Source organism: Variovorax sp. 01N425 (genome assembly GCF_056399465.1).
In genome coordinates, this window is the sequence record NZ_JBFTRJ010000021.1 from 23512 (window position 1) to 39768 (window position 16257).

Here is a 16257-nt window from a genome sequence, read left to right on the forward strand (position 1 = left end):
CCCGGTCGGACGACGAGAAGAAGGGACGACGGCCTCAGGCCAGCGCCGCGTCGGTGTCCATCAGCACCTTGCTGCCGGCGCGTGCAGTGCGCATCAGCGTCGCGGTCTCGGGGAACAGCTTGGCGAAGTAGAAGCGCGCGGTCTGCAGCTTGGCAACGTAGAACGGATCGGTGTTGCCCGACGCGATCTGGCGCAGCGCGACCTGCGCCATGCGCGCGAACAGGTAGCCGAACACGAAGTGGCCGGCCACGCGCAGGTAGTCGACCGCGGCGGCGCCCACTTCGTCGGGGTTCTGGAAACCCTTGAAGCCGATCTCGGTCGTGAACTTGGTGAGCTGGTCGCCCAGGCCCGCGATCGGGTTGATGAACTCGGCCATCTTCTCGTTCACGCCTTCTTCCTCCACCAGCTTGGCAACCAGCTTGCCGAACTTCTTGAGCGACGCGCCGTTGTTGCCCAGCACCTTGCGGCCCAAGAGGTCCAGCGACTGGATGGTGTTGGTGCCCTCGTAGATCATGTTGATGCGGTTGTCCCGCACGAACTGCTCCATGCCCCATTCCTTGATGAAGCCGTGGCCGCCGAACACCTGCATGCAGGCGTTGGTCGCGATGTGGCCGTTGTCGGTGATGAAGGCCTTGACGATGGGCGTGAGCAGCGCCACCAGTTCGCCCGAGTCCTTGCGCACCTTCTCGTCCGGGTGGTGGTGTTCCTTGTCGAGCAGCATCGTGCAGAAGATCTGCAGCGCGCGGCCGCCTTCGGCGTAGGCCTTGGCGGTGAGCAGCATCTTGCGCACGTCGGGGTGCACGATGATGGGGTCGGCTTCCTTGTCCTTGGCCTTCACGCCCGAGAGCGAGCGCATCTGGATGCGGTCCTTGGCGTAGGCCAGCGCATTCTGGTAGGCCACCTCGGTCAGGCCGAGCGACTGGTTGCCCACGCCCAGGCGCGCGGCGTTCATCATCACGAACATGGCCTGCAGGCCCTTGTTGGGCTCGCCCACCAGCGAGCCGGTGGCGCCTTCGATCACGATCTGCGCGGTGGCGTTGCCGTGAATGCCCATCTTGTGCTCGAGGCCCGCGCAGAAGATCGGGTTGCGCTCGCCGAGCGAGCCGTCGGCCTTGACCTTGTACTTGGGCACCACGAACAGGCTGATGCCCTTGCTGCCCTTGGGCGCATCGGGCAGCCGGGCCAGCACCAGGTGGATGATGTTGTCGGCCATGTCGTGCTCGCCGGCCGAGATGAAGATCTTGTTGCCGGTGATGCGGTAGCTGCCGTCGGCCTGCGGCTCGGCCTTGGTGCGCAAGAGGCCCAGGTCGGTGCCGCAGTGCGGCTCGGTCAGGCACATGGTGCCGGTCCATTCGCCGCTCGTGAGCTTGGGCAGGTAGGTCTTCTTCTGTTCTTCGGTGCCGTGGGCCACCAGCGCTTCGTAGGCGCCGTGCGAGAGGCCCGGGTACATGGTCCAGGCCTGGTTGGCGCTGTTGAGCATCTCGAACAGGCACTGGTTCACCACGAAGGGCAGGCCCTGGCCGCCGAAGGCCGGGTCGCACGACAGCGCGGGCCAGCCGCCTTCGACGTACTTGGCGTAGGCGTCCTTGAAGCCCTTGGGCGTCTTGACTTCATGCGTGGCCTTGTCGAGCGTGCAGCCCTCTTCGTCGCCGCTGATGTTGAGCGGGAAGGTCACCTCGGCGGCAAACTTGCCGGCCTCCTCGATCACCGCGTTGATGGTGTCGGCATCGGTCTCGGCATGGGCCGGAAGCGCCTTGAGTTCGTCGGCGACGTTGAGCACTTCGTGCAGCACGAACTGCATGTCGCGTACGGGTGGGTTGTAGCTGGGCATCCGGGACTCTCCTGGTCGAAAACTGAAAGGGGAAAAAAAGAAAGGAAAAAAGGGGCCGCTCAGCGCACCGGCTTGAGCCGGCGGGAGGCGGCGGGCTTGGCCGATGCCGCGGCTTCGGCGGGCGGCGCATCGGGCGTGGCGCTGCGCGCAAGGATGTTGTCGAAGCCGACATTCGCGCGGCCGATCGAGCCCGGCACCTGCAGGAAACGCGCTTCGTAGTGCAGCGCGAGGATCAGGCCGTGGATCTCGAAGGCCAGCTGCCGCTCGTCGGCGTCGGCGCGCAGATGGCCTTCGCTCTTGGCCTGCACGATCGCGCGCAGCACGGCCGCCTGCCAGATGCTGACCGACTCCACCAGCGCATCGCGCACCGGGCCCGGACGGTCGTCGAATTCGGAAGCGCCGCTGATGTAGATGCAGCCCGAGTCGATCTCGGCCGAGGTGCGCTTCATCCAGTTGGCGAACATGGCGCGCAGGCGCGGCAGGCCGCGCGGCGCCTCGAGCGCGGGAAAAAACACTTCCTGCTCGAAACGTGCGTGATACTCGCGCACCACGGAAATCTGCAGTTCCTCGCGCGAGCCGAAATGGGCGAACACGCCCGACTTGCTCATCTTGGTGAGCTCGGCCACCGCGCCGATCGACAGGCCCTCGAGCCCGATCTGCGCCGCCAGCGCCAGCGCGGCGTCGACGATCACGGCCTTGGTCTGCTGGCCCTTCTGGGCAGCGCGGACCGGCTTGGCGGGAACGGCATTGACAGGCATCGTGGAAGCTCCGGAATAAAACGAACGGTCGTTCTATTTTGCAGGGGCTTTGCACTTTTGGCTGTCAATGACCTTCCACGGTTGAAGGTTAATGGGCGGGAAGCGGGGCCGCCATGCCCCGCCCCTCCCCGGATCAGAACTCCTGCGAGACCGGCCGCAGCACCACCTCGTTGATGTCGACGTCCGCCGGCTGCTCCACGGCATAGACCACGGCGCGCGCCACCGAATCGGCGGGAATCTGGTTGGCCTCGTAGAACGCCTTAACGCCGGCCGCGCTCTCGGCGTCGGTGCTGCCGAACTTCAGCTCCGACTCCACCGCGCCGGGCGAGACGATGGTCACGCGCACGCCGCTGTTGCCCATTTCGACGCGCAGCCCTTCGGAGATCGCGCGCACCGCATGCTTGGTTGCGCTGTAGACCGTGCCGATCGGCGTGAACACCTTGAGCCCCGCGATCGACGCCACGTTGACGATGTGGCCGCTGCCTTGGGCCTGCATGCGCGGCAGCACCGCGGCAATGCCGTAGAGCACGCCCTTGATGTTGACGTCGATGGTGCGGTCCCACTCGTCGACCTTGAGCTTGTCCAGTGGCGACAGCGGCATCACGCCCGCGTTGTTGACCAGCACGTCGATGCGGCCGAAGGCCTCGACGGTGGCGGCCGCGAGCTTGTCGAGATCGGCGCGCTTCGCCACGTCGGTGGCCACGGCAATGGCCTCGCCGCCGGCCTCGCGGATCTCGGCGACCACCTTGTCCAGGCGATCGGTGCGGCGCGCCGCGAGCACCACCTTGGCGCCGCGCGCGGCCAGGTGGCGCGCGGTCGATTCGCCGAGCCCGCTGCTCGCGCCGGTGACGATGGCGACCTTGCCTTGGATGTTGTCTTGAACGGATGCCATGGGAATTCCTTTCGGGTGTGTGGAAGAAGAAGTGCATGCAGTGTGGAAAATCCGTGCATTCCCGTAAATGAAACTCTTGCGAGTTCAGAATTCCCCAAGCTGGAACACACCGCCTCTTGAAAGCACCACCATGGCCAACCGTCTTGAAGCCCTGCGCGTGTTCTGCACCGCCGCCGCTGCCGCCAACTTCCGCGAGGCCGCCGCGCGCCTGTCCGTCTCGCCGCAGGTCGTGACGCGCGCGGTTCGCGAGCTGGAAGAAGAACTGGGCGAGCCGCTGTTCCACCGCAGCACGCGCGGCGTGCAGCTCACCGACTTCGGCCGGCAGCTGGCCGAGCGCGCCCGCGTGGCGGTGGGCAGCGTCGACGAGCTGTTCCACCAGATCGACCGGCGCACGCTGTCGCAGCATGCGGGCACGGTGCGGGTCACGGCGCCGCACGTGTACGCCCGGCTCATCCCGCAGGCGCTGGCGCCGCTGCTGGCGGCGCACCCCGGGCTGGTGCTCGACCTGCGCCTGTCGGAGCAGCATGCCGACGTGGTCGACGAGCAGATCGACATCGGCGTGCGCGTGGGGCCGATGCGCGATGCGCGCTTCGTGGCGCGCGCCGTCGGCAAGATGGCGCTGCATGTGGTGGCGGCGCCGGCGCTCATCGAAAGAGTGGGCCGGCCGCAAAGCCTCGATGCGCTGGCGGCGCTGCCGCTCACCGCGCTGATCGACCGCAGCTCGGGCCGCCCCTGGCCATGGGCCTTCAGCAGGCGGCGGGTGGTGACGGTGTCCTCGCCCGCCTTCGTGACGGACAGCATCGATGCCGAATGCGCCGCCGTGCTCGCAGGCGTGGGCTTCGGGCAATTGATCGGACCGCTGGCGGAACCGTGGCTGCGCACAGGCGCGATGCTGCCCGTGCTGGAGGCCGAGGCGCCCGAGCCCTGGCCGATCCACGTCTACCGCCCGCAGCGTGCGCCGGTGCCGGCGCGCGTGCGGCTGGTGTACGACGAGCTGGTCCGCGTGCTGCGTTGAGGCGGCAGGTCAGTCGTACTTCTGGCCGGTGCGCATCAGCTCCGGCGTGCCAATCACCTCGTTGAGCGCGTCGAAGTCCAGCATCTGCGGCCGCCACGGCTGTGTGGTGCGGTGCCGGTGCAGGCTCGCGTAGTAGCCCTGCAGCGTGTGCACCACGGCGCGCGCGGTGCCGCCCGGAAAGATCGCAATGCGAAAGCCGTGGGCCTGCAGCGCATCGGCATCCTGGATCGGCGTCTTGCCGCCTTCGACCATGTTGGCGAGCAGCGGCACGCGGTCGCCGAAGCGCCGGCAGGCGGCATCCATCTGCTCGGGCGAGCGCAGCGCCTCGATGAAGAGCGCATCGACGCCGCAGGCCAGGTACGCCTCGGCGCGGTCGAGCGCGGCCTCGAGCCCTTCGACCGCCACCGCATCGGTGCGCGCGAGGATCAGCGTGTCGCTCGACGCGCGCGCGTCCAGCGCGGCCTTGAGCTTGCCGACCATCTCGCGCGCGGGCACCACGGCCTTGCCGTCGAGGTGGCCGCAGCGCTTGGGAAAGGTCTGGTCCTCGATCTGCACCATGGCCGCGCCCGCGCGCTCGAAGCCGCGCACGGTGCGCTGCGTATTGAGCGCGTTGCCGAAGCCGGTGTCGGCATCGACGATCACGGGCAGGCGCACGCGTTCGGTGATGCGCGCCAGCGTGTCCTCGACCTCGGTGAAGGTGGTGAGGCCGATGTCGGAGCGGCCCAGGCGCGTGTAGGCGATGGAGGCGCCCGAGAGGTACAGCGCCTCGAAGCCGGCCTGCTCGGCCACGAGCGCGCTGAGCGCGTCGTACACGCCGGGCGCGAGCACGATGTCCTTGCGCGCGAGCCGGGTCTTGAAGGAAGGATTCGTCATCTGGACGCTTTCGTCGATGGGATCAGTGCGGCAGCCGTATGCGCCGCGATATAGCCGCCGGCCACCGCGCTCAGCAGGCCGTTGCCGGAAAGATAGCCCCAGACCGCATCGCCCGAAACGCCGCCCGCCGCGCCACCGGCGGCGAACAGGTTGGCGAAGGGCGTGCCGTCGTGTCGCAGCACGCGCATGTCGGGCGCGGTGTCGAGGCCGCCCTGGGTGTGGAACAACGCGCCTGTGACCTTCACTGCGAAGTACGGCGCCTGGAGTGCGCGTGCGAACACACGGCCGTCGGGCGGTGGCGTGCCGGCGCGCATGGCGTCGAGCGTGGCTTGCAGCACGGAAGGCTCGCAGCCGATGCATTCCGCCAGCGCAGCCACCGATTCGCAGCGGCGCAACGCACCTGCCGCTTCGGCCTCGCAGAAGTCGGGAAAGCCCCGCGCCAGTGCAAGCAGCGGCGCGTCGAACACATTCCATGCCATGCCGCCCGGCTGTGCGAGCACGTGCACGGCGGCTTCCGAGTAGCCCTCTGTCTCGTCATGGAAGCGCCGGCCCTCGCGGTTGAGCTGCACGCCGCCTTCCATCATCACGGCCCACGACATCAGCGCACCTTGCGGCGTGACCCACGAGCCGTGGCCCTGGTAGCCGCCAAGGTCGCGAAGCCGCGCGCCCAGTGCCTCGCCCCAGAGGATCGCGCTGCCGTCGTTGCCGGCGTGGCCGCCGAAGCTGGCTTCGGCCATCTCGGGCAGCAGCGTGCGCACCATTTCCGAATTGCCGCCGAAGCCGTTGCATGCGAGCAGCAGTGCGCCGCAGCCCAGCGTTTCTCGGCTGCCATCGGGCCGCAGGTAGTCGATGCCGATCACGCTGTCTTCGGCGTCGAGCACCAGCGTGTCGACCAGCGCCTGGGTCAGCACCGGAATGCCCGCTGCCGCTGCGGCCGCCTGCAGCGCCGCCATCAGCGACGCGCCGGTCTTCTGCGCCAACGCGTGCATTCGATGCACGCTGTGGCCCGGATAGAGAAAGCCGTCGAGCAGCATCCACTGCAGCCCATGCCGCTCCTGCAGCGCATCGAGCGCCGGGCCGATGGAAGCCGCGTAGGCCTCGACCAGCGCAGGCGCCGCACGGCCGTGGGCCTTGGCCTGGATGTCGGCGGCAAAGCGCTCGGCACTGTCGCCCTGCACGCCATGCGCCCGCTGCGTGCGCGTGCCGGGCGCGGGGATGAATCCCGAGGACAGCGCGGTCGAGCCGCTCGGCAGCGCGTCGCGTTCGAGCACCACGCAGTCGACGCCCGCATCGGACAGCATCAGCGCGGCCGTGAGCCCGCAGGCGCCGCCGCCGACGATGGCCACCGGCACGTGCACCTCGGCCTCGACCTGCGCTGCGCGGCGGATACGCCGCGAAGGGTTTCCCGTCATGCGAGCGATGCGATGAAGGCCGCGCAGTCGGTCACCTCGGCCACGTTGCGCATGTCGGCCAGCGAGGTCTGGTGGCGTTCCTCTCCGAAGGCCGCGCAGCCGTCGGCCAGCACCAGCGTCCGGTAGTCGCGCATGTGGGCATCGCGCACCGTGCTGGCCACGCCGCCGTTGGTCACGATGCCGCACACGGCCACGGTGTCGATGCCCGCGCGGCGCAGCACCCAGTCGAGCTGGGTGTTGAAGAAGGCCGAATACGCGACCTTGCTGACCGCCACGTCGACCAGCCCGGCCAGCGCATCGACGTTCACCTGGCCCCAGCTGCCGGGCGCGAAGTCGCCCTTCTTCAGGTAGGGGCGCAGCGCCTTCAGGTGCGGCGACACCATCGGCTCGCCGGCCGCGTCGGGCCACAGCGTGAACTGGCTGGCGGCCACGAGGCCGCCCGCGGCCTTGAGCGCGCGCGCCACCGCGGCCACGCGCGCCGGCAGCAGCAGCGCGGGCGGGTTGGTGTCGCCGCCGCGCGCATAGGCGCCGTTGCGGTCGAGAAAATCGTTCTGCAGGTCGATGATGACCAGCGCCGTCTTCGCTGCCACAGGCTTGGTTTCCGCGCTCATGACAGCCTCACCAGCAGGTTGCCGTGCGCATCGACCTCGGCGTGGAAGCCGGGTTCGAGCCACACGGTGGTGTCGGCCTGCTCGAGGATCGCAGGCCCCTCGATGCGCGCGGCCACCGGCAGTTCGAGCCGTGCATGGCGCACGGCCTCGTGCCACCGGCCGTGGTGGAACACGCGCTGCGTGCCCAGCGGCGCGGTGCTGCCCTGCCCTTCGGGCGCGAGCACCTTCAGGTCGAACTTGGGACGCACGCCGATGCGCGCATAGCGCAGGTTCATCACGCGGATGGGGATGCCGTCGAGCACGCGGCCGAAGGCGGCGCTGTAACTGGCTTCGAACGCGGCGCGAATGGATTGCCCGGTGATCGGCGCCCTGCCCGCATCGGCCAGCACCACGGGCAGCGTGTGCGTCTGGCCCGCATAGAGCATGTCGAGCGCGATCACCTCGCGCACTTCGTCGAAGCGCACGCCCGAGGAGTCGAGGCGCTGCTGGCAGGCCGCCGAGAGTTCGTCGATGCGGCGCTGCAGGTCGGCCACGTCGAGTTCGGCGAGCGGCCTGTTGAGGGTCTGCACCGCGTCGTGCCGCATGTCGGCCATCACGCAGCCGAGGGCGGAGGTCACGCCGGGATAGCGCGGCACGATGCCGGTGGCCACGCCCACCTCGCGCATCATCGCGCACACATGCAGCGCGCCGCCGCCGCCGAAGGGCATGTAGGCGAAGCGGCGCGGATCGTGCCCGCGCTCGATCGACACGAGGCGGATCGCGCCCGCCATGCGCGCATTGGCTACGGTAAGAATCGCTTCGGCCGCGGCATGCACGTCGAGACCGAGCGGGCGCGCGACGTGCTCCTCGATGGCCTGCCGGGACTTCTCTGCATCCAGCGCCGCGAGCAGCCCGCCGCCCAGCGGGCGGTCGGCGGCGATGCGGCCCAGCAGCACGTTCGCATCGGTCACGGTCGGCCTCATGTTGCCGCGCCCGTAGCACGCCGGTCCCGGCACGCTGCCGGCCGACTCGGGGCCGACCTGCAGCATGCCGCTCGCATCCACGGAAGCGATGGAGCCGCCGCCGGCGCCGATGGTCTCGATCTGGATCATCGGCGAGCGGATCACCATGCCGAACTCGATGGCGGTCTGCGCCGCCAGCGCGGCCTCGCCGTTGGCCACCAGCGACACGTCGAACGAGGTGCCGCCCATGTCGCCGGTGATCGCGTTCGGGAAACCCGCCGCGCGTGCAATGGCCGCGCAGGCGATCACGCCGGCCGCCGGGCCCGAGAGCGCGGTGCGCACCGGCAGGTCGCTCGCGGTCTGGCGCGACATCACGCCGCCGTTGCTCTGCACCACCAGCAGTTCGCCCGCGAAGCCCTGCGCGCGCAGGTCGGCTTCGAGGCGGCCGAGGTAGCTGCCGACGACCGGCTGCAGCGCCGCATTGAGCGTGGCGGTCGAGCAGCGCTCGAACTCGCGGATCTCGGGCAGCACCTCGCTGGCCGAGGTGACGTGCGGGTTGGGCCAGAGCTCGCGCACGGCCGCCACGGCGAGCCGTTCGTTCTCGGGGTTGGCGTAGGTGTTGATGAAGAACACGCACACCGCTTCGCAGCCCGCCTCGAGCAGCGAGCGCGCTTCGGCGCGCACCTGGTCCAGGTCGACCGGCGTGTGCAGCGTGCCGTCGGCCAGCACGCGCTCGTCGACTTCGCGGCGCAGGTCGCGCGGCACCACGGGCACGAAGCTGCCGCGCAGGCCCCAGGTCTGGGGCCGGTCGCGGCGGCGCATCTCGAGCACGTCGCGAAAGCCGCGCGTGGTGATGATGCCGGTGCGCGCCACCTTGCGTTCGAGCAGCGCGTTGGTGCCGACGGTGGTGCCGTGCACGATGGTGGCGATGGCCGCGGCCGAATCGGCCACGCGCGCCACGCCGTTCATGAAGCCGCGCGCTTCCTCGCCGCGCGTGGAGGGCACCTTGACGATGCGCGCGCTGCCGTTGGCCTCGTCGAGCACGAACAGGTCGGTGAAGGTGCCGCCGACATCGACGCCGACGACCAGGGATTTGCTGGTGGAGCTCATTCGGATGCTTTCTTGCCGCTAGCGGCCGTGACGTAGCCCATGGCGGCATCGGCTTCGCACTGCGAAGTGGGCCGCTCGCCGGCACGGCCCCAGCCGCCGCCGCCGGGCGTTTCGAGCCGCACGCGCTCGCCGCGCGCGAGCTGGATGCCGCGCATCTTCGACACCATGGGTGGCGTGTGCCACTCGCCCGCGTTCTCGTAGCGGAACACGTTGAGGGCGCCCGGGCCGCCGCCCGCAATGCCCTTGGGCGGCGAGGTGCCGCGCTCGCCGAAGACGAACACCTCGGCGTCCTTCTCGAGCAGTTCGATCTCGTAGACGGCGCCGAGGCCGCCGCGGTGCCGGCCGTCGCCGCCCGAGTCGGCGCGCAGCGACCATTCGGTGAAGCGCACGGGGTACGCGGCCTCGAGGATCTCGAGCGGCGGGATCGTCGCGGTCGAGATCGGCGCGTTGCCATGCGAAAGGCCATCGCCGCCCGAATGGCCGCCGTGCCCGCCGCCGAAGAAGCTGAACATCACCCAGCGCTGGCCTTCGCGGCCCTTGTCGCTGCGGTGGCCGGCGATCGACAGCGCGTTGATGGTGCCGTAGGCCTGCGCCACGGCGCGCGTGGGGTCGGCCTGCGCGGCGGCGCTGAAGATCACGTCGATCATGCGCAGGATGGTTTCGGTATAGCCGCCGACCGGGCGCGGGCGCTCGGCGCTGATCACCAGCTTGTCGGGAATCACGAAGTCGACCGCGTCGAGCACGCCGGCGTTCGCGGGCACGTCGGGAAACAGGTGCTTGAGCGCGACATAGCAGGCCGCGACCGCCGTGGCGCGCGAGATGTTCACCGGGCCCGCGCATTGCGGCGAGGTGCGCGAGAAGTCGAGCGTGAGCCGGTCGCCGGCCACCGTCATGTCGAGCGCGATGGCGAGCGGCTGGTTGACGATGCCGTCGTTGTCGAGCACGTCCTCGAAGCTGTAGCGGCCGTCGGGCAGCGAGGCGATGTGCGCGCGCATGAGGCGCAGCGCGCGGCCGCGCAGCTCGCCGAGCGCATTCAGCACCAGGCCGTCGCCGTATTCGTCGAGCAGGCCGTGCAGGCGCTTGGCGCCGAGCTCCAGCGCGGCGAGCTGGCCGTTGAGGTCGCCCCAGAGGCTGTCGGGCAGGCGCGTGTTGGCCTGCAGGATGGCGAGCACGTCGGCATCGAGCACGCCGCCCTGCACGATGCGCACCGGCGGAATCTGCACCGCCTCCTGCCAGCACTCGGTGGCGGCCGGGTTGTAGTTGCCGGGCACCGCGCCGCCGACGTCGTGCCAGTGCGCGGCCGAGGCCATGTAGCAATACAGCTTGCCGTTGCGGAAGAAGGGCTTGACCAGCTTGAAGTCGTTGGCGTGCGTGCCGCCGTCGTAGGCGTCGTTGCTGATCCAGATGTCGCCGTCCTTCATGCCGCCGCGCGGCGCGGCCGCCTTCGCCGTGGCGCGCACCGCGAAGGCCATGGCGCCCACGAACACCGGCAGGCCCGACTTGCCCTGCACCAGCGTGTCGCCGGTGGTGGCGTCGTACAGGCCGTGGCAGGCGTCGTGCGCCTCGGCAATGATGGGATTGAACGCGCTGCGGTAGAGCGTCGCGTCCATCTCGTCGGCCACCTGTTCGAGGCGGCCGCGCAGCACGGCGAGCGTGACGGGGTCGAGGGTGTCGTTCATGTTCAGTCCACTTTCGCGCCACTGGTTTTCACCACCTTGGCCCATTTGTCGATCTCGCTCTTCACGTGCGCGGCGAATTCCGCCTGGGTGGAGCCGACGGGCTCGGCGCCCAGAGCCATCAGCTTCTCGCGCACGTCGGACAGCTTCAGGATGCGCTGCACCTCGGCCGAGAGCTTGTCCACCACGGGCTGCGGCGTGCCCTTGGGCGCGAACAGGCCCGACCATGCATCGGCGTAGAAGCCCGGATAGGTCTCTGCGATGGTCGGCAAGCCGGGCAGCGAGGGCGCGCGGTGCAGGCTGGTGAGCGCGATGGCGCGCAGCTTGCCGGCCTTGACGTGCGGCAGCGCCGAAGGCAGGCCGTCGACCATCATCTGCACCTGGCCCGCGAGCAGGTCGGACACCGCCGGCGCGCTGCCCTTGTAGGGCACGTGCGTGATGTCGACGCCGGCCTCGGACTTGAGCATTTCCATGCCCAGGTGCGCGGCCGTGCCGTTGCCGAGCGAGGCGTAGTTGAGCTTGCCGGGCTCCTTCTTCGCGAGCGCCACGAGCTCGGCCAGGTTCTTCGCGGGCACCGAGGGGTGCACCACCAGCACGTTGGGCACCACCGCCACCTGGCTGATGGCGACGAAGTCGGCCACCGGGTCGTAGGGCATCCTGCTGTAGAGCGAGGTGTTGATCGCATGCGAGCCGGTCACGCCCATCACCAGCGTGTAGCCGTCGGCCGGCGCCTTGGCGACGAGGTCGGAGCCGACGTTGCCGCCCGCGCCCGCGCGGTTGTCGACCACCACCGGCTGGCCCCAGTGCTCGCCCATCTTCACGGCGACCAGGCGCGCCGCCGCATCGGTGGCGCCGCCCGGCGGGAACGGCACGACGATGCGGATCGGCTTGTCCGGAAAGCTGCCCGCCTGTGCGGCGGCGGCGAGCGGCAGGCAGGCAAGGAGCAATGTGCTCGCAAGATGGCGCAGGAGTTTCATGGTGGTGGGCCTGTGAGGAATGAAGGATTCAGGCGGCAAGCTGCTGCCACAGCGCGCGAAGACGGGTGCCGTCGGGCGCGTCCAGCACGCCCTCGCAGAAGCGCGCGGCCTGCTGGGCCGGCACGCTGTGCGCGGCGTAGTGCACGAACTTGGCGGCGAGCGCCGCGCGGTCGAGCGGATGGGCGGCATCGCCCGTGATGGTGCCCACGGTCTGCGCGAGCGTGCCGCCCGCGTGCGACACCTGGAGCGTGGCGCCGCGCTGCTTGCGCGCCGTGAGGCCGGCATCGGTTTCGAGCACGACCAGGGCTTCGAGCCGACGCAGCTCGGCATCGTCGAAGCGCGGCGCGGCATAGGCCGATGGATCGACATCGCCGAAGCGCAGCATCGCCGCGACGCCGAAAGACAGGCTGAACTGCGCCTGGATCGGCGTGCGCGGCGCGCGGTTGCCGCAGTAGACGATCGCCTCTTCGTATATCTTGAGCACGATGCCCTGGATGCCGGTGGTGTCCTGGGCCAGCTGCTCGCGGACCTGGCGCGCGGCGGTCGCGCCGTAGTGCACGTGGCGCACGGCCGCGAAGGGCTTGAGGTAGGCATCGCGCAGCAGCAGGGTCGCCGCATCGGGCAGCGGCTGCGCGGTCGCGGCCGAGTGCGTGCGGGCGTAGTGAGCCAGCGCACCGTCCGGCGCGTCGATGCCCGCCGCGCTGGCAAAGGCCGCCTGCAGCCCCAGCGATGCGCTGTGGCCAAGGTAGGTATTGCGCGCGGTGCGGCCCTGCTGCACCGGCAGGTAGAGGCTGGTCGCGAGCTGGCAGGCCGCGATGTCGATGGCCTGCACGATGCCCGCCGGCGGCAGCGCGAGCAGGCGCGCCACGCCGGCCGCCACGCCCAGCGCGGGCCAGTTCGCATCGACATGCATGCCGGGCCGGATGCGCAGCCAGGCGCCGCAGCGCGCGCCGACCTCGTAGCCGAGCACGAAGGCATCGATGAACTCACCAAGACTCGCACCGCGCCGCAGTGCGAGCGGCAGCAGCGCCGCCGCCAGCGGCACGCCGGGCCGGCCGTGCGCGAGTGCATGGCCTTCGCAGGCCTCGTCCCAGGTCGCGGCCATGGCCAGCACCTGCGCGGCGGCCTGCACCGCCATCGGCGGACCGCCAGGAAAAGAAAAGTCGCCGGGTTCGCAGGCTGCGAGCGCGGCTTCGAGGCGCTGCACCTCGCTCGCATGCCGGCCCGCGAGCGCGCAGCCGACGGTATCGGCCAGCAGGCGCCGCGCCTGCGATGCGGCCTCGGCGGTGGCTGGCTGCGCCGCGTGCAGCGCCACCGTGGCCTGCAGCACGGCGCGTTGCGGATCGTGTTCAGCGCCCTGCATCGGCTTCTTTCTTGGCGGCCATGCGCCGGCGCAGCAGCTGCAGCAGGCCGCCGGCATCGACCATGTCCATCAGGAAACCCGGCACGGGCTCGCAGGCGAGCATGCGCGCATCGGCGGTGCGCATCGCAGGCGTGCGGGTGTCGAGCACGATGCGTTCGCCGTCCTGCAGCGACTCGGCTTCGGCGCAGGTCAGAAGCAGCAGGCCCACGTTGAAGGCATTGCGGAAATACAGGCCGCTGTACGAAGGCGCAATCACCGCGGCCACGCCCAGCTGCACGAGCACGGCCGCGGCCTGCTCGCGCGACGAACCGATGCCGAAGTTCGGCCCGGCCACGATCACGTCGCCGGGGCGCACGCCGCGCGCGAAATCAGGGCGGACGGCTTCGAGGCAATGCTTTGCGATCACGTCGATGCCGTGCTTCATCGCATGGCCGGGCGCGAGCGCATCGGTGTCGATGTCGGCGCCCAGGCGCCACACCCGGTGCGTGCGGTGCAGGGTTTCCGCAGTCATGCGAGCACCTCGCGCGGGTCGGTCACGCAGCCGCGCAGTGCGGCCGCGGCCACCGTGTAGGGCGAGCCCAGGTACACCTGCGCGGTCGGCGAGCCCATGCGGCCCTTGAAGTTGCGTGCCGTGGTCGAGATCACCGTGATGCCGTCGCCCATCGGATCGCCGTAGCCCGAGCAGGCGCCGCAGGCGGTCGGGAAGAGTTCGGCGCCGGCGTCCATCAGCACCTGCAGCACGCCCTCTTCGCGCGCCTGCTCCTGGTCGTGCAGGCTGGCCGGCGCCACGATCAGGCGGATGCCCGCCGCCACCTTGTGGCCGCGCAGCACCTGGGCCGCGGCGCGCAGGTCGTCGAGCTTGGCGCCGGTGCAGGCGCCGATGTAGGCCACGTCGACATGCGTGCCCAGGTAGCGGCTCACGCCGTGCGCGTTGGCCGGGCTGTGCGGCGCGGCGACGTAGGGCTCGAGCGCGGCGGCATCGAAGCGGTGGTGCGTGAGCGCGGCGCCTTCGTCGGTGAACCACGGCGCCATGTCGACCGGCGGGGCACCGGCTTGTGCGAGGAATGCGGCGGTGGTGGCATCGGGCGCGATCAGGCCGGCCTGCGCGCCCAGCTCGGCGCTCATGTTGGAGAGCGTCATGCGCTCCTGCATCGACAGCGCGGCGACGGCCGGGCCCGCGAACTCCACCGCCTGGTAGCGCCCGCCGTTCATGCCGAAGCGGCCGATCATGTGCAGCATCATGTCCTTGGCGGTCACGCCGGCGGGCAGCGCGCCGTCCCACCACATGCGGATGGTCTCCGGCACGCGCAGCCAGATCTCGCCGGTGACCATCACGCCCAGCATCTCGGTGCTGCCGATGCCGAACATGTAGGCGCCGAATGCGCCGCCCGTGGGCGAATGCGAGTCGCCGCCCACGCACAGCATGCCGGGGCGGATGTGGCCGTGCTGCGGCACCACCACGTGGCAGATGCCCTGGCTGTCGTACACGTGCGGCAGCTGCTGGTCGCGCGCCCAGTCGCGCGCAATGCGCACGATGCGGCGCGAATCGTCGTCGCGCTCGGGCACGTAGTGGTCCATCACGAGCACCACGCGCGAGCGGTCCCAGATCTGCGCGCCGAGCTCCTCGAGCATCGGCTGCAGCCGGCGCGGACCGGAGGAGTCGTGGAACATGGCCATGTCGACGCCGCAGGTCACGATCTCGCCCACCGCCACCTGCGCGCGGCCGCTGGCGCGCGCAATGAGCTTCTGCGCCAGCGTCTGTTGCGCCGGCGCGCGGTCTGGAGCGTTGAAGGTCATTCCGGCTTGGCTCCCGAGAACTTGACGACCTTGGCCCAGCGCGCGATCTCGCTCTGCACGAAGGCGGAGAACTGTTCGGACGAATTGCCCACCGGTATCGCGCCCTCGGTTTCGAGCCGCTGGCGCATGTCGGCCTGCTGCAGTGCATGGCGCGCGGCGTCGCCGAGCTGCTTCACGCGCTCCGCCGGCATGCGGGCCGGGCCGAAGAGGCCGAACCATGCGCTCGACTCGTAGCCCGGCAGCGCCTCGGCAATGGCGGGCACGTCGGGAAAGGCCGGCAACCGCCTGGCCGTGGTCACGCCCAGCGCCCTGAGCTTGCCGGCCTGGATGTGTGCCTTGACGTTGCCCACGGCCGCGAACATCAGCTGCACCTGGCCGGCGAGCACGTCCTGCACGGCGGGCGAGGTGCCCTTGTAGGGGATGTTCACGATGTCGACGCCCGACTGCATCTTGAAGGCCTCGCCCGCCATGTGCAGCGACGAGCCCACCGCGCCGATCGCGAAGTTGAGCTGGCCCGGCTTCGCCTTGGCGAGCGCAATGAGTTCGCGCACGTCCTTCGCAGGCACCGACGGATGCGCGACGAGGATCGAGGGCGAGGTCGCCACGCAGGTGAGCGCGGTGAAGTCCTTCACCGGGTCGAAAGGCAGCGCCGGGTAGAGCGTGGCATTGATCGCATGGCTGGTGAAGCTCATCAGCAGCGTGTTGCCATCGGGCGCGGCCTTGGCCACGGCATCGGCCGCGATGTTGCCGCCCGCGCCGGGCCGGTTCTCGACGATCACCGTGCGGCCGAGCGCCGGGCCCATGCTGACGGCCAGCGAACGGGCCAGCGTATCGGTCGAGCCGCCCGCGGGCGCACCGACGAGGATGCGCACCGGCGCATTGCCGATCTGCGCGAACGCGCTGCCGGCAAATGCGGCGGCCAGTGGAAGAAGAAGGGTGTCGCGTCTCTTCATGTGTCTTGTCTCCGAGGAAATCGGGGGTATCTCAATGTGATGTGCGGG

The 16257-nt window shown here is 70.1% G+C and carries 14 protein-coding genes; 1 reads left to right on the forward strand and 13 read right to left on the reverse strand.

Translation table 11 applies throughout. From position 1 onward, the window contains the following. Positions 1-34: 34 nt before the first annotated feature. From AC1DSC_RS28795 to AC1DSC_RS28805, 3 genes are all read right to left on the reverse strand, one after another. The gene (locus tag AC1DSC_RS28795) at positions 35-1831 is read right to left on the reverse strand and encodes an acyl-CoA dehydrogenase C-terminal domain-containing protein (RefSeq protein ID WP_369664209.1); all 1797 of its coding nucleotides are present in this window, start codon (positions 1829-1831) and stop codon (positions 35-37) included. A 59-nt stretch (positions 1832-1890) separates the two neighbouring features. Next, positions 1891-2589 (reverse strand): TetR/AcrR family transcriptional regulator, encoded by a 699-nt coding sequence (locus AC1DSC_RS28800; protein WP_018903712.1) that lies wholly within the window; start codon positions 2587-2589, stop codon positions 1891-1893. A gap of 133 nt (positions 2590-2722) precedes the next feature. Beyond that, positions 2723-3481: an SDR family oxidoreductase gene (locus AC1DSC_RS28805; protein ID WP_018903713.1), complete on the reverse strand. Its 759-nt coding sequence runs from the start codon at positions 3479-3481 to the stop codon at positions 2723-2725. Between the two features lie 130 nt (positions 3482-3611). On the opposite strand from AC1DSC_RS28805, the gene AC1DSC_RS28810 reads away from it, so the two are divergent. Continuing rightward, entirely contained in the window at positions 3612-4496 is an 885-nt protein-coding gene (locus AC1DSC_RS28810; protein WP_018903714.1) for a LysR family transcriptional regulator, read from the forward strand. A gap of 9 nt (positions 4497-4505) precedes the next feature. Here the strand turns inward: AC1DSC_RS28810 and AC1DSC_RS28815 are convergent, their stop codons facing one another. The 10 genes from AC1DSC_RS28815 to AC1DSC_RS28860 are packed head-to-tail and all read right to left on the reverse strand — an operon-like array spanning position 4506 to position 16209. Further along, positions 4506-5369 (reverse strand): isocitrate lyase/PEP mutase family protein, encoded by an 864-nt coding sequence (locus AC1DSC_RS28815; protein WP_018903715.1) that lies wholly within the window; start codon positions 5367-5369, stop codon positions 4506-4508. Further along, positions 5366-6781 (reverse strand): FAD-dependent oxidoreductase, encoded by a 1416-nt coding sequence (locus tag AC1DSC_RS28820; RefSeq protein ID WP_018903716.1) that lies wholly within the window; start codon positions 6779-6781, stop codon positions 5366-5368. Before AC1DSC_RS28820 ends, AC1DSC_RS28815 begins: the two co-directional genes overlap by 4 nt. Then, positions 6778-7392 (reverse strand): cysteine hydrolase family protein, encoded by a 615-nt coding sequence (locus tag AC1DSC_RS28825; RefSeq protein ID WP_018903717.1) that lies wholly within the window; start codon positions 7390-7392, stop codon positions 6778-6780. The genes AC1DSC_RS28820 and AC1DSC_RS28825 overlap by 4 nt, the downstream gene beginning before the upstream one ends. Next, positions 7389-9443, reverse strand: a complete 2055-nt coding sequence (locus AC1DSC_RS28830) for a hydantoinase/oxoprolinase family protein (RefSeq protein ID WP_018903718.1) — start codon at positions 9441-9443, stop codon at positions 7389-7391. The genes AC1DSC_RS28825 and AC1DSC_RS28830 overlap by 4 nt, the downstream gene beginning before the upstream one ends. Next, entirely contained in the window at positions 9440-11122 is a 1683-nt protein-coding gene (locus AC1DSC_RS28835; RefSeq protein ID WP_018903719.1) for a hydantoinase B/oxoprolinase family protein, read from the reverse strand. Before AC1DSC_RS28835 ends, AC1DSC_RS28830 begins: the two co-directional genes overlap by 4 nt. A gap of 2 nt (positions 11123-11124) precedes the next feature. Beyond that, complete coding sequence (locus AC1DSC_RS28840) at positions 11125-12096, reverse strand: tripartite tricarboxylate transporter substrate binding protein (protein WP_018903720.1); 972 nt, start codon at positions 12094-12096, stop codon at positions 11125-11127. Between the two features lie 28 nt (positions 12097-12124). After that, complete coding sequence (locus AC1DSC_RS28845) at positions 12125-13459, reverse strand: MmgE/PrpD family protein (protein WP_018903721.1); 1335 nt, start codon at positions 13457-13459, stop codon at positions 12125-12127. Further along, the gene (locus AC1DSC_RS28850; RefSeq protein WP_018903722.1) at positions 13446-13970 is read right to left on the reverse strand and encodes a LeuD/DmdB family oxidoreductase small subunit; all 525 of its coding nucleotides are present in this window, start codon (positions 13968-13970) and stop codon (positions 13446-13448) included. Before AC1DSC_RS28850 ends, AC1DSC_RS28845 begins: the two co-directional genes overlap by 14 nt. Then, positions 13967-15256 (reverse strand): 3-isopropylmalate dehydratase large subunit, encoded by a 1290-nt coding sequence (locus AC1DSC_RS28855; RefSeq protein ID WP_018903723.1) that lies wholly within the window; start codon positions 15254-15256, stop codon positions 13967-13969. Before AC1DSC_RS28855 ends, AC1DSC_RS28850 begins: the two co-directional genes overlap by 4 nt. After that, complete coding sequence (locus tag AC1DSC_RS28860) at positions 15253-16209, reverse strand: tripartite tricarboxylate transporter substrate binding protein (protein ID WP_018903724.1); 957 nt, start codon at positions 16207-16209, stop codon at positions 15253-15255. The genes AC1DSC_RS28855 and AC1DSC_RS28860 overlap by 4 nt, the downstream gene beginning before the upstream one ends. Positions 16210-16257 lie beyond the last annotated feature (48 nt).

Coding starts and splice junctions, on each gene's coding strand:
- AC1DSC_RS28795 (WP_369664209.1), bottom strand. CDS start 1,831: ATGCCCAGCTACAACCCACCCGTACGCGACATGCAGTTCGTGCTGCAC.
- AC1DSC_RS28800 (WP_018903712.1), bottom strand. CDS start 2,589: ATGCCTGTCAATGCCGTTCCCGCCAAGCCGGTCCGCGCTGCCCAGAAG.
- AC1DSC_RS28805 (WP_018903713.1), bottom strand. CDS start 3,481: ATGGCATCCGTTCAAGACAACATCCAAGGCAAGGTCGCCATCGTCACC.
- AC1DSC_RS28810 (WP_018903714.1), top strand. CDS start 3,612: ATGGCCAACCGTCTTGAAGCCCTGCGCGTGTTCTGCACCGCCGCCGCT.
- AC1DSC_RS28815 (WP_018903715.1), bottom strand. CDS start 5,369: ATGACGAATCCTTCCTTCAAGACCCGGCTCGCGCGCAAGGACATCGTG.
- AC1DSC_RS28820 (WP_018903716.1), bottom strand. CDS start 6,781: ATGACGGGAAACCCTTCGCGGCGTATCCGCCGCGCAGCGCAGGTCGAG.
- AC1DSC_RS28825 (WP_018903717.1), bottom strand. CDS start 7,392: ATGAGCGCGGAAACCAAGCCTGTGGCAGCGAAGACGGCGCTGGTCATC.
- AC1DSC_RS28830 (WP_018903718.1), bottom strand. CDS start 9,443: ATGAGCTCCACCAGCAAATCCCTGGTCGTCGGCGTCGATGTCGGCGGC.
- AC1DSC_RS28835 (WP_018903719.1), bottom strand. CDS start 11,122: ATGAACGACACCCTCGACCCCGTCACGCTCGCCGTGCTGCGCGGCCGC.
- AC1DSC_RS28840 (WP_018903720.1), bottom strand. CDS start 12,096: ATGAAACTCCTGCGCCATCTTGCGAGCACATTGCTCCTTGCCTGCCTG.
- AC1DSC_RS28845 (WP_018903721.1), bottom strand. CDS start 13,459: ATGCAGGGCGCTGAACACGATCCGCAACGCGCCGTGCTGCAGGCCACG.
- AC1DSC_RS28850 (WP_018903722.1), bottom strand. CDS start 13,970: ATGACTGCGGAAACCCTGCACCGCACGCACCGGGTGTGGCGCCTGGGC.
- AC1DSC_RS28855 (WP_018903723.1), bottom strand. CDS start 15,256: ATGACCTTCAACGCTCCAGACCGCGCGCCGGCGCAACAGACGCTGGCG.
- AC1DSC_RS28860 (WP_018903724.1), bottom strand. CDS start 16,209: ATGAAGAGACGCGACACCCTTCTTCTTCCACTGGCCGCCGCATTTGCC.